Annotated in this window: 11 protein-coding genes; 5 read left to right on the forward strand and 6 right to left on the reverse strand. The window is 66.7% G+C overall.

Annotation, left to right across the window (positions count from 1 at the left end; translation table 11 throughout):
* Positions 1-5 precede the first annotated feature (5 nt).
* On the reverse strand, positions 6-1,583 hold the full coding sequence (locus tag NATPE_RS16855; RefSeq protein ID WP_006182798.1) for a class I adenylate-forming enzyme family protein: 1,578 nt from the start codon (positions 1,581-1,583) through the stop codon (positions 6-8).
* 140 nt (positions 1,584-1,723) lie between these two features.
* A complete protein-coding gene (locus NATPE_RS16860) occupies positions 1,724-2,497 on the reverse strand; it encodes an SDR family NAD(P)-dependent oxidoreductase (protein ID WP_006182799.1) in 774 nt (257 codons plus the stop codon).
* Positions 2,498-2,761: 264 nt separating this feature from the next.
* Between NATPE_RS16860 and NATPE_RS16865 the strand changes: the two genes are divergently transcribed.
* Entirely contained in the window at positions 2,762-3,778 is a 1,017-nt protein-coding gene (locus NATPE_RS16865; RefSeq protein ID WP_006182800.1) for an FAS1-like dehydratase domain-containing protein, read from the forward strand.
* A 19-nt stretch (positions 3,779-3,797) separates the two neighbouring features.
* Here NATPE_RS16865 and NATPE_RS16870 read toward each other — a convergent pair whose 3' ends face one another.
* Both NATPE_RS16870 and NATPE_RS16875 read right to left on the reverse strand, forming a co-directional pair.
* Positions 3,798-4,223: a Zn-ribbon domain-containing OB-fold protein gene (locus tag NATPE_RS16870; RefSeq protein ID WP_006182801.1), complete on the reverse strand. Its 426-nt coding sequence runs from the start codon at positions 4,221-4,223 to the stop codon at positions 3,798-3,800.
* Entirely contained in the window at positions 4,220-5,368 is a 1,149-nt protein-coding gene (locus NATPE_RS16875; RefSeq protein WP_006182802.1) for an acetyl-CoA acetyltransferase, read from the reverse strand. The genes NATPE_RS16870 and NATPE_RS16875 overlap by 4 nt, the downstream gene beginning before the upstream one ends.
* A gap of 177 nt (positions 5,369-5,545) precedes the next feature.
* Between NATPE_RS16875 and NATPE_RS16880 the strand changes: the two genes are divergently transcribed.
* The 3 genes from NATPE_RS16880 (at position 5,546) to NATPE_RS16890 (ending at position 9,115) form a co-directional block, all read left to right on the forward strand.
* The gene (locus NATPE_RS16880) at positions 5,546-7,120 is read left to right on the forward strand and encodes a class I adenylate-forming enzyme family protein (RefSeq protein ID WP_006182803.1); all 1,575 of its coding nucleotides are present in this window, start codon (positions 5,546-5,548) and stop codon (positions 7,118-7,120) included.
* Entirely contained in the window at positions 7,117-8,055 is a 939-nt protein-coding gene (locus NATPE_RS16885) for a D-2-hydroxyacid dehydrogenase (RefSeq protein WP_006182804.1), read from the forward strand. The genes NATPE_RS16880 and NATPE_RS16885 overlap by 4 nt, the downstream gene beginning before the upstream one ends.
* 70 nt (positions 8,056-8,125) lie before the next feature.
* Positions 8,126-9,115 (forward strand): TIGR03617 family F420-dependent LLM class oxidoreductase, encoded by a 990-nt coding sequence (locus NATPE_RS16890; protein WP_006182805.1) that lies wholly within the window; start codon positions 8,126-8,128, stop codon positions 9,113-9,115.
* Here the strand turns inward: NATPE_RS16890 and NATPE_RS16895 are convergent.
* Together NATPE_RS16895 and NATPE_RS16900 are read right to left on the reverse strand one after the other, a co-directional pair.
* Positions 9,088-10,086, reverse strand: a complete 999-nt coding sequence (locus NATPE_RS16895; protein WP_006182806.1) for an MBL fold metallo-hydrolase — start codon at positions 10,084-10,086, stop codon at positions 9,088-9,090. The two genes, NATPE_RS16890 and NATPE_RS16895, sit on opposite strands and share 28 nt — an antisense overlap.
* Position 10,087: 1 nt before the next feature.
* Positions 10,088-11,284 carry an acyl-CoA dehydrogenase family protein gene (locus NATPE_RS16900; RefSeq protein WP_006182807.1) on the reverse strand — a complete coding sequence of 399 codons (1,197 nt, stop codon included), beginning with the start codon at positions 11,282-11,284 and terminating at the stop codon, positions 10,088-10,090.
* Positions 11,285-11,479: 195 nt separating this feature from the next.
* On the opposite strand from NATPE_RS16900, the gene NATPE_RS16905 reads away from it, so the two are divergent.
* Entirely contained in the window at positions 11,480-12,253 is a 774-nt protein-coding gene (locus tag NATPE_RS16905; RefSeq protein ID WP_015299237.1) for an IclR family transcriptional regulator, read from the forward strand.
* Positions 12,254-12,652 lie beyond the last annotated feature (399 nt).

Here is a 12,652-nt window from a genome sequence, read left to right on the forward strand (position 1 = left end):
CCGTCTCACGATTCGAGCCCGCGTTCGTCGGCGATCTCGTCGCGCAACTTCGTCTTGCGGATCTTTCCGCTGCCGGTCTTGGGGAGTTCCGAGCGCACCTCGACGATACGGGGGTGTTTGTAGGGCGCGAGTTCGTCGAGGACGTACGACTCGACGTCCTCGGCGGAGATCTCGGCTCCCTCGGCGGGCGTGATCGCGGCGGCGACGGTCTCGCCCCGGCGCTCGTCGGGGAGACCGAAGACCGCGGCCTCGTGGATCTCGGGGTGGTCGTACAGCAGGTCCTCGATCTCGCGGGGGTAGACGTTGTAGCCGCCGGTCAGGATCATCTCCTTCTCGCGGCCCCTGATGTAGTAGTAGTTGTCCTCGTCGCGGGTCCCGATGTCGCCGGTCCGGAAGAAGCCGTCCTCGGTGAAGACCTCCTCGTTCGCTTCGGGGTTCTTGTAGTAGCCTTTCATCACCTGCGAGCCGGCGATGAGGATCTCGCCTTCCTCACCGGGCTCGACCTCCTCGCCGTCCTCGTCGACGACCTTCGAGCGGGTGTGCCCGACCGGCTGGCCGACGCTGCCGGGCCGATTGCCGAGCGACGACCACCGGATCGTGTGACTCGTCGCGGTCGTCTCGGTCAGCCCGTACCCCTCGGTAAGCGGTACGTCGAGGGCCTCCTCGAACCCCTCCCGGGTCGGCTGCGGGAGCTTGTCCCCGCCCTGTCCCGCTCGGACCAGCGTCGACAGGTCGTACTCGTCGGGGTCGTAGGCCTCGAGCAAGTCGACAAACATCGCGGCGACGCCGACGAAGGCCGGGATGTCGTGTTCGTCGAGTTTCTCGAGGACGAGTTCGGGATCCCACTGATCTGGCCGCAGCAGGTGCAGCGTCCGGCCGGCACACAGCGAGGACAGCATGCCGACCATCCCCGTGATGTGGTACATCGGCAGGACGATGATGCCGTCGCCCTTGATCGGGCCGGCGCTGTAACTGGAGACGGCCTGAGCGATCTGGACCCGGAAGTTGCGGTGGGTCAGCAGGACGCCCTTCGGCTTCCCGGTCGTTCCCGAGGTGTAGGGCTGGAGGAGGACGTCCTCGTCCTCGCGGTCGACGACCGCCGCCTCGGTATCGGTACCCAGTTCAGGCAGGGAGGGGTGGTCGCTGCCGGCCGTCGCACTGACGATGTCGGTCTCGAGGTCGGCGACGGCCTCGCGGACGTACTCGTCGGCCGACCCCTCCACGAGGACCGCCTCGGCGTCGGCGTGGTCGAGCTGGTATTCGATCTCGCGGCGACGGTACTCGGGGTTCAGCGGGCTGGCGATGATCCCGGCGTGACAGCAGGCCCAGACGACGGTACAGAAGTCGATGCCGTTGGGCATGTAGACGCCGACCCGGTCGCCGGCCGCGAGGCCGAGTTCCCGCAGACCGTCGGCAAAGCGCGCGACGCGGTCGCCGAAGTCGCGGTAGGTGATGGTCTCGCCGGCGTGTTCGATCGCGATCGTATCGGGGTGTTCGGTTACGGCCCGCTCGAGAAGGGTGGCGACGTTGCCGTCGTAGGGCGACTCCATGAGCGTCTCCGCGGAAACGATATCGAGCTCCATGTTCGCCCTGATTTGTCGTTCGACCTGAAAAGTGTGCAGGTACTGGTAACACAGTTCGTGTTTCGGTCCCGTCTCGAGCGGTCGGGCGTCGGCTCCGAGGCCACCGTGAACTCGAGTCGGGCGCTCGCGGCGACGCGTCGTTACTCGCCGAGGCGGGGGATGCCCTTGATCTCGATCGTTTCGCCGACCATGTACGATGAGGCGGGGCTGGCGAGGAACTGCGCGAGGTCGGCGACTTCCTCGGGTTTGCCGATGGTACGATCCGGCGAGGTGCGGGCGATTTCGTCGGCGTCGTCCTCAACGCCCATCTGGGTGCGGACGCCCTCGGTGGCGACGAGTCCGGGCGCGATACAGTTGACCCAGATCCCGTCCTCGGCCCAGTCGGCCGCCGACGATGTGGTGAAGTTGACGACGCCGGCCTTGGCCGCGCCGTAGTGGCTCATCGTCTTCGAGCCCCGGGTGCCCGCGACGCTGGCGAAGTTGACGATCCGGCCGCCGCCGTTGTCGCGCATGTACTCGACGGCCAGTTGCGAGCAGTGGAAAGTGCCGTGCAGGTTGATGTCGACGATGGTCTTCCAGCCGTTCTCGCTGATCTCCGAGGGCGGGGCCTGGAAGCTCGCCCCCGCGTTGTTGATCAGGACGTCGAGCCCGCCGAACGTCTCGACCGTCTCGTCGATCAGGTCCCCGACCGCGTCGCGGTCGGTCACGTCGCACTCGATCGCGATCGCCTCGCCCGGCCGCTCGCTCTCGTTGATGTCGTCGGCGACCGGCTGGACGTTATCGATGTCCCGCGAGGTGACGACGACGTTCGCCCCGTCGTCGGCGAATCGCTCGACGATCGTCTTCCCGATCCCGCTCGAGGAGCCGGTGACGATCGCGGTCTCTCCGTCGACGCTGAACTGGTCGACCGTCATCGGTCGCCCTCCACGATGTGCGTTCGTTCTACTGACTGGTCTCCATACCCGAGTGTAATAGTCACTGCCATGAGCGTCTCCGTGTTCATCGACCGCCGGTATAAGCTATTCGACCAGTCGGGACGAAGGGCGTCCGAGAAGGGTACTGTTATGTCAGTCGTCCACAAACCATGGCGGCAATGAAGCGCGGACACAGCACCGAGGCGCGACGCGACGCGACGACCGACCAGCCCGCGACGACCGGAAGAGCCACGGAGGGCCACGATGCCGAATAGACCAATCGAGGAACTCGAGGCGATGGTCGGCGACACCACGGTCACGGCCGAGGAATTCCGGATCGAGCCGGGCAAAGTCGAGGAGTTCGCGCGGGCGATCACCGCCGAGGATCCCGTCTTCCGCGACGAGTCGGTCGCCGCCGAGCGGGGCCACGATCGCGTTCCCGCGCCGCTGACCTACTCGCAGGTCGCCCGGTTCCCGCGGTACACCCCCGCCGACATCGACGGCAAGGGCTTCGACCTAGCCTTCCAGCCGGAGTACGTTATCCACGGCGAGCAGGCCCACGAGTACGAACGCCCGGTCTACGTCGGCGACGTTCTCGAGGGGACGACTACCCTCGCCGACGTCTTCCAGCGCGAAGGGGGTCGAGCGGGGACGATGACCTTCGCCGTCCTCGAGACCGAGTACCGAACCCCGGAGGGCGAACTCGTCCTGACCGACCGCTCGACGGCGATCGAAACCGAGGGCGCGATCGACGACGGCGACGAGAGTGCGGCCGAGGACTCCGCGAGCGACGGCGAGCCGGCCGAGCCCGACGGCGGTACCGCCGAAGCGGATCCCGCGATGCCCTCGCCGACCGTCGACGACTTCGAGCGGGTCCGGGAGGTCGACGGCCTCGAGCCCGGCGATGCCGGCCCGACGGTCGTCGTCGAGGACCTCGAGCGAAAGCACTTCGTCAAGTACGCCGGGGCAAGCGGCGACTTCAACCCGATCCACTACGACGAACCGTACGCGACCGGGGCGGGCAACGAGAGTGTCTTCGGCCAGGGGATGTTCACCGCCGGCGTCACCTCGCGGGTCGTCGCCAACTGGTTCGACCTGCGGGACGTGACGAGCTTCGGCGTCCGGTTCCAGTCACGGGTCTTCCCCGGCGACACCGTCGTCGCGAGCGGCGAGGTCGCCGAGGTCGACCCCGACGCTGGCACGGTCGAGGCGGCACTCGAGGCCCGGACGACCGACGGCGAGACGCTACTGACCGGGACGGCGACGGCCGACCTCGAGTAAAAAAGACGCGTTCGAACTCTTACTCCGGTACGAACACCGGAATCGCGGCTTCCTCTGAGACCTGCCAGAACGCCACCCCGACGGCCGCGCCGATCTCGAGATCGTCGGGATCGGCGTCGAGCAGCGCAAGCAGGCGCGGTCCCTCGGCGAGGTCGATCGCGCCGACGACGTAGGGGACCCGGTCGCCGAAGCCGGGTTCGCCGGGGACGTGACAGACGGTGTAGGTGTAGATCGTCCCGACACCCTCGCTCGCCTCGAACGGCGGGTCCTCGGCCCCGCAGGCGGTACAGATCGCTCGCGGGTACAGCTGGCGGTGGCCGCACTCGCATTCTTGATAGCGCAGTTCGCCCTCGAGCGTACCTGCCCAGAAGGGGGCCGTCGAGCCGGTCGGGACCGGCACCGGCCCCTCCCAGTCCTCGCGGCGGTCCTCGACCTGCCCGGTCATGATTCCCTCCGGAGGACGACGGTGCTACTCGAGGAAAGTAACCCCCCGGTACCGTGGGCGACCGCCACCTCGGCGTCGTCGACCTGGCGGTCGCCCTCGTAGTCGCCCCGGAGCTGCCGGGCGGCCTCGATGAGGACGAAGATCCCGAAGTGACCGGGGTGACAGTACGAGAGGCCGCCGCCCTGGGTATTCATCGGTAACTCGCCGCCCGGCGCGGTGGTGCCGCCCGAGACGAACTCGCCGCCGTCGCCTTTCTCGCAGAAGCCCAGGTCCTCGAGGGTCACGAGGGCGGTGTAGGTAAACGAGTCGTAAATCTCGGCGACGTCGACGTCGTCATGGGTAATCCCGGCTTGGTCGAACGCCTTCGGGCCGGTCACCGCTGCCCCGGTGGTCGTCATGTCGGGCATCTCGCTGATGTCTTGGCGGTGGGTACTCGTCGACGCCACGCCCGCGACGCCGATCTCCGGCACACCCAGTTCCGCGGCCTTTTCCTCGCTGACGAGGACGACCGCGCCGCCGCCGTCCGAGACGAGACAGCAGTCCAGCAGGTTGAACGGTTCGGCGATCTCCCGGGACTCGAGGACGTCGTCGACCGTGATCGGCTCCCGCTGGGCGGCCTTGGGGTTCATCGACGCCCACTCGCGGGTCGCGACGGCGACCTCCGCGAGCTGTTCCTCGGTGGTGCCGTACTCGTGCATGTGTCGGCGCGCGGCCATCGCGTAGGCCCCCGGCGGCCGGAAGAGGCCCGTCGGCCGAACGAAGCCGTCGATCGGGTGGGTCTCCTCGAGCGACTGGTCCCTGCCGGGGCCGGTCTTGCTCGTCGAGCCGTAGGCGACGACCACCACGTCGGCCTCGTCGCGGGCCATCGCGTCGCGGACGTGGCCACAGAAGTGTTCGAACGACGAGCCGCCGATCTCGGTCCCCTCGAGAAACGAGGGTTCGTCGAGGTCGAGGTACTCGGACAGTACCAGCGCGGGCATGTAGTCGTCGCCGCCGGCGACTGCGACGCCGTCGACCTCCGCTAGCTGGCAGCCGGCGTCCTCGAGGGCTCGCACTGTCGCGATCGCGGCGTTGTCCAGCCAGTTCCGGTCGGGCGTCTCGCCGAGGTCGCTCTCGGCGACGCCCGCGAGGATCGGTTCAGCCACGGGTGTCCCTCCGTCGTACCGGTCGTATCATCGTCTCCCGATATCTCGACCGAACGCAAATAAGTTGTGGTAGGGGATACCACAGGCCGTGGAACATCGAGTCACACATCAGTGGGACCCCACCGTCGTCGGCTACCGAGAGATACTATTTTATACCATTCCGTGATATCGTGTGACATGGATTTGGCAAGCGTTAGCGAGAGTGCAAGGGAAGGGAACGTCGCGCGGCTCCACGACGAGACGGCTCGGCTGCACGGCGACGCGCAGGCGATCGAGTACCACGGGCAGACACTGACCCACGACGACCTCAGAGCCGAGAGCGCCCGCTTTGCCGGCGGGTTGGCCGACCTGGGGCTCGAGCCGGGGGATATCATGCTCCAGTACCTGCCGAACTGTCCGCCGTACCTGATCGGCGCGCTGGGTGCGTTCAAAGCCGGCGTGATCGTCTCGCCGGTCAACCCCCAGTACCGCAAACGCGAGCTGACCTACCAGCTCGAGGACACCGAGGCCGCGGCCGTTCTCACCCACGAGGCCCTCGAGCCCCATCTCGAGGAGGCACTCGAGGCGATCGACTGGGATCCGATCGTCATCTCCGTCGATAGCGACACCGACGACGATGGCGTCCATGCCTTCGACAACGTCCGCGGCGAGGAGCGGTTCGTCGAGCGGGCCGACGACGACGTGGCGCTGCTGCCGTACACCTCGGGGACGACCGGGAAACCGAAGGGCGTCCAGTTGACCCACCGCAACTTCCGGGCCCAGACGTTCTCCGTCCTCGCACAGGAGCAGACCCTCGAGGGCGAGGCCGTCAAAAGCCTCGTCTGGCTGCCGCTCTATCACATCACCGGCTTCACGCACACCGCCTGGCAGCCCCTCGTCCGCGGCGGGAGCGTCTATCTGCGCAGCGCGGCCAACTGGGACGGCGACGCCGCGATGGCACTGATCGAGGAGGAGGGCATCACCCACTACGTCGGCGTCACCGCGATGTACGTCGACATGATCAACAGCGACGACTTCGGTGAGTACGACCTCACCAGCCTCGAGTCGGCCGGCGAGGGCGGCGCGAAGATGTCCGTCGCGGTCCAAGAGGAGTTCGAGGAGACTGCGGGCGTCGAGATGGCCGAGGGGTACGGGCTGACCGAGACCAACGGCGCGACCCACTCCCAGCGCAACTCGACGTTCGGCCTGCGCCACGGGACGATCGGCCAGCCGACCCGCATGACCGAGGCCAAGATCGTCGACTCGAGCGGGGAGACGGTCGGGATCGGCGAGGAGGGAGAACTCCTCGTCCGCGGCCCGCAGGTCATGAAAGGGTACCACGGGATGCCCGACGCCACCGACGAAGCGTTCACCGACGACGGGTGGTTCCGAACCGGCGACATCGCCCGCCGGGACGCGGACAACTACTACGAGATCGTCGACCGGAAAAAGCACATGATCAACTCGGCCGGCTACAACATCTACCCCAGCGAACTCGAGGAGTTGCTGGCCGAACACGAGGCCGTCGCCGAGGGAGCCGTGGTCGGGATCACCGACGAGCGCCGCAACGAAGTCCCGAAAGCGTTCGTCGTCACCGCGCCGGGCGTCGAACCCGGCGAGGACATCACGGCCGAGGAGATCACGGAGTACTTCCTCGATAACGTCGCCTCCTACAAACACCCACGCGAGGTGGAGTTCATCGAGGAACTCCCCCGCACCACCTCCGGCAAGATCCAGAAGTACAAACTCGAGGACGGCGAGGACGAGTCGTGAAGGTCGTCGTCTCCCCGCACGTCCTCTCGGGCGGCGGGCCGCTGGTCACCGCCGAGATCCGCGAGCGCCGGCCGGAGATCGACCTCGAACACGTCGAGGACGCGGACGACCTCCCGGCGGCGGTCGCCGACGCCGAGGTCCTCGTCACCCACCGGCTCCCCGACGAGATACTCGAGGGTGCCGACGGGCTCGAGTGGGTACAGGCGCTCAGTGCCGGCACCGATCGCTTCGATCACGACGCGCTGGCCGACCGCGGCGTGGCGCTGACGAACGTCTCGGGAATCCACGCGAAGCCGATCGGCCAGCAGGTTCTGGGCTATCTGTTGCACTTCGAGCGCGGCTTCGATCGCGCGATCGCCCAGCAGGACGACCGCGAGTGGGAGCGCTACATGGGCGGGGAACTCGGCGACCGAACCGTCGGGATCGTCGGCGTCGGCGCGATCGGCTCGAAAGTGGCCGACTACTGCCAAACCTTCGACGCCCGCGTGATCGGGACGAAGCGGGACCCGACCGACGCGCCCGAGAGCGTCGACGAGATCTACGGTCCCGGCGAGCTCGAGTCCGTTCTCGCCGAGAGCGACTACCTCGTGATCGCCTGTCCGCTGACCGACGAGACGCGAGGACTGATCGACGCCGAGGCGCTCGCGACGCTGCCGGAGGACGCCGTACTGGTCAACATCGCACGGGGGCAGATCGTCGACCAGTCCGCGCTCGTCGACGCGCTCGCGGCCGGCGACCTCGGCGGCGCGGCGCTTGACGTCTTCGAGGAGGAACCCCTCCCCGAGTCGTCGCCGCTGTGGGACCGCGACGACGTCCTCGTGACGCCACATATGGCCGGCAGCACGCCCCACTACTGGGAGCGGTGTGCCGACGTCTTCCTCCGGAACTACGACCGGTTCCGTGACGGTGAGACGCTCGAGAACCGCGTCGTCTGAGCGCTTTTTCCACTCCACTCGCGGCCGTACCCGTCCATAGATTGAAGGGTCGACCCGTCGACCATCGGGTATGTCAGACCTTCGCATCGACGCGATGGTACCGAAGCTGGCGAACGATTCGGGTGAGGCCGCCGCCCGCGCCGAGGAACTCGGGTTCGACGGCGTCTGGACCCCCGAGATGGACAACGACGCGTTCCTGCCGCACCCGGTGATCGCCGACCGAACCGAGGAGATCCAGCAGGGGACGCGAATCGCACTCTCGTTCACCCGCAGCCCGATGGCGCTTGCCTACACCGCCTGGGACCTCGCACAGTACACCGACGGCCGGTTCGTCCTCGGCCTCGGCACGCAGGTCAAAGGCCACAACGAACGCCGGTTCAGCGTCGACTGGGAGTCGCCCGGCCCGCGACTGCGCGAGGTCGTCGAGTCGTTGCGGCACATCTTCGACGTGTTCCAGGGCGAGGCCGACCTCGACTACGAGGGCGACCACTACTCGTTCTCGCTCATGACGGACAACTTCAATCCGGGGCCGATCGACCATCCCGACGTTCCCATCTACATCGCAGGCGTCAACGAGTACAACATCCGGCTCGCGGGCGAACTCTGCGACGGACTGGACATGCACGTGTTCAACACCCCCGGCTACACCGACGACGTCATCGCGCCGACCGTCGCCGAGGGAGCCGATCGCGGGGAGCGGTCCCTCGAGGACGTCTCGCTCTCCGCGAGCCCCTTCGTCGTGACGGGCGAGACCGAGGACGAACGCGAGCGATCCCGCCGAGAGGTGCGCCGACGCATCGCCTTCTACGGCAGCACCCGGACCTATCACGACGTCCTCGAACACCACGGCTGGAAGTCCGTCGGCGAGGAGCTACACGAACTCTCCAAAGACGGCGAGTGGGAGGAAATGGCCGACCTCGTGACCGACGAGATGGTGTCGACGTTCGCGATCGAAGCGCCGCCCGAAGAACTACTCGCGGAGGCTGAGGCGGTCTACGGCGGGATCGCCGACCGCGTCGTCCTCCCGCTCGATCACGGCGAGGCCTTCCTGAACGAGTAGTAGCGAGCGCCGTCGCGGTCCTCGTACTCGATCCTGTCCCGCCCCTCGAGCGTGCCGAGCGCGCCGATCGTGTCGAGCAACTGGGCGGGGTGCCGGACCTCGCCGCTACGATGCCGGGTGATCTCTAAGGGCGTCGCCGGGCCGACGGCGCTGACCGACTCGAGGGTTTCGGCCGTGAGCGACTCCAGGGCCGACCGCGTACTCTCGATGGCCCCTTCGTAGTCGGTAAAGACCGGGCCGTGCCCGGGGAAGACCCGGTCGACGGTGCGGCCCTCGAGCCGGTCCATCGCGCGGTGGAAGTCGTCGACGGCGTCGTAGGCACCGTAATCGAGGCCGACGTTGATCGCGCCCGGGCGGAACGGCTCGATGAGTGCGTCCCCCGAGAAGAGGACGCGCTCGCCGTTGACCTCGGTCGCCAGACTGGCGTGGTGAACCTGGTGGCCGGGCGTGTGGATCGGGTCGAACGCCCGGCCCGCGACGGTGACCGGCTCGTCGAACCCGAACGGCACCGCTTTCTCGGGCTCGAGCAGCCGGCGATTGCGCTCGAGCGACGATTTCGCGCGTTCGGTCTCGCGTTCGATGGCCTCGCCGTGGTAGCCGGCCGACCGGCCGATCTCGCGGATCCCCGCCGCGAGGTCGGCCGGGTCGCGCTCGAGTTGCTCGAGGACGGGCCGGGGAGCGTAGACGGTCGCGCCGGCCTCGCGCAACAGCGGGACCTGCCCGATGTGATCGCTGTGGGGATGCGTGACGACCACCGCAGCGACGTCCTCGAGGTCGTACCCCGCCGCCGCCAGCCCGTCGCGGATCGTCGCCTCGGCGCGCGCTTCGGGGTCGCCGGTGTCGATCAGGATCGGCGCGGGCTCCTCGATGAGATAGGCCGCAGCGTGTTTCGGCGGCCACTCGATGTCGAAGTCGATGCGCGACACCTGCCCCGTGGCGGCGCTTGCGCCCCGCTCCGTCGACTCACCCATCTCAGATGAGTTCGCGAGCGATCGTCCGTTTCTGGATCTCGTCGGTCCCCTCGAAGATGCGGAAGACCCGCGCCGAGCGGTAGTTGCGTTCGATCGGCAGGTCCTTCATGAAGCCGGCCCCGCCGTGGACCTGCATCGCGATGTCGGCCGCGTCGTTGGCCAGTTTCGCGCCGCGGAGCTTCGCCATCGACTCCTCTTTCCGAGCGCGCTCGCCGTTGTCCATCTTCCAGGCGGCGTAGCGATAGAGCTGGCGAACCTGTTCGATGTCGGTCGCGAGTTCGGCCAGCTGGAAGGAGATCCCCTGTCGATGGCCGATGGGCTTTCCGAACGTCTCCCGGTCCCGGGCGTACTCGAGGGACATGTCCAGCAGGAACTCGGCCGTCCCGACCGCACCGGCCGCGATGTTGATCCGGCCGCCGCCGATCCAGTCCATCGCGGACTGGAACCCGGCGTCGACCTCGCCCAGCACCTGTTCCTCGCCGACGCGGCAGTCGTCGAAGTGGAGTTCGGCGTGGGTCCCGGGCGTCATCCCCATCGCGCGGTGGATCTTGCCGACCTCGAAGCCGGGCGTCTCCTTGTCGACGAGGAAGCAGGTGATCCCGCTGAGATCGCCGTCGTCGCCGCTGGTCCGGGCAAAGACCATCGCGAAGTCGGCGTAGGGCGCGTTCGTGATGTAGACCTTCTGGCCGTTGATGACCCACTCGTCGCCGTCCTTCTCGGCGCGGGTGTCCATGTGATGGGCGTCGCTGCCGTGGCCCGGTTCGGTCAGTGCGAAACAGGTGGTGATCTCGCCGTCCATCAGCGGCTCGAGGTACTCCTCGCGCTGGCGTTCGTCGCAGTTCAGCAGGATCGGCGTCGGCCCACCCGCACCGCCGAAGATGGCGCTGTGAAAGCCCGGCGGCCGATTGGACATGTGTTCGCCGACGATGGCGCGAGTGAGGATGTCGACATCGCCGCCGCCGACCTCCTCGGGCATCGTCATGCCGTAGAAGCCCGCCTCGACGGATTTCTGGCGGATCTCCTCGACGATGTTGCGATACTCGGGGACCTGCCGATGCTCGTCGTCGACGATCTCCTTCTCGTAGTCCGCGCCGAGGAACTCATCGTACTCGTTCTCGAGCGGGGCGACCTCCTGTTTGATGAACTCGTCGAGTGCCTTCTTGATCTGGACGGCTTCGGACGGTTCGCTGAAGTCCATAATCTACGTCACATGACGCCATACATAAACGTTACCATGACACTCGTTTTCAGTCGACATACAGTGGCCCGATCGCCGTGAATCCGCCGGTTCGGACCCAAAGCCACGTCGGTTCGGAGCTGAATCGATTTTTTCGTCCGTAATCGGCGTTCAGCAGAGCGGAACAGTTTTGGCACCCATCGTTGAACGTGGCGTATGACAACACCGGGCGTAGATGGAGGGAATCGGGTCGAAGCGGTGGTGAAGACCCTCGATATTCTCGAGGCACTGTGGCAGGCCGAAGGGGCCGGCGTCACCGAACTCACCGAGCGAACGGGGGTGGCAAAGAGTACGGTACACGCCCATCTGACGACGCTGCGGTCGAAGGGATACGTCGTCCAGGACGGCGACGAATACCGGCTAAGCCTCCGGTTTCTCTCCTTCGGGGAACACGTCAAACACGCCGAGCCACTGTACGAGGCCGCCGACGCGCCGATCGACGAACTGTCGGCGCAGGTCGGCGAGCGAGTCCTCTGTTCGACACACCAGAACGGGCTCGGGACGGTCATCAACGTCAGCGAGGGGACCCGTTCCTTTACCAGCGACATCGATGTCGGCACACACACCTATCTCCACAGTTCGGCCGGCGGCAAGGCGATGCTCGCTCACTTCCCCGAGGAGCGAGTCGAAGACGTGATCGAACAGTGGGGGCTCCCGGCATTTTCCGAAAACACGATTACCGACCGAGAGACGCTCTACGACGAACTCGACGCGACCCGGGAGGACGGCGTCGCGTACAACAACGGGGAGTATCTCCGGGGAATCAGCGCGATCGGCGCTCCAATCTTGGGCAACGACGGCACCGTCTACGGGGCGGTCACCGTCGCCGGCCCACAACACCGCCTCGAGAACGAGTGGGAGGAAAACGACCTACGAGACCGGTTGCTGTCGACGGCGAACACGATCGAAGTGAACGTGATGTTCTCGTAGCCGTTCAGTCAGGCCGAACGCAGCAGTACAGAGCGAGACGAACGCCGGTTGGAACCCAGCAACCGTGGACGGGCACGAAAAGCAGTCGTTCTCCAAGGAAATTACAACCGTACGATTGTAATGAAGTATCGGTGGTCGGCCGGTGGTCGCCGCGGCCCCGCCGGCGTTCGATAGGCAGTCGCCGGCCAACGAGCGACCGGAGCGCCGGTCCCACCGAGTGGTGTTCGAAACCCTATCTAACGGAACACAAAGTATACTATCTTACTGATAAAAGCCGCCCCCTCGAGCGATTGGTGCGAAAATCCGGTATCGTCCGTGAGTCGTCTCAAATAGTCCCAAACCGAACGAATAGCGCCCTCCAGCCGGACTACTCGGAAACGAGACGGGGCAATCGGCTCG

It is taken from the genome of Natrinema pellirubrum DSM 15624, assembly GCF_000230735.2.
In the GTDB taxonomy this organism is placed as follows: Archaea; Halobacteriota; Halobacteria; order Halobacteriales; family Natrialbaceae; genus Natrinema; species Natrinema pellirubrum.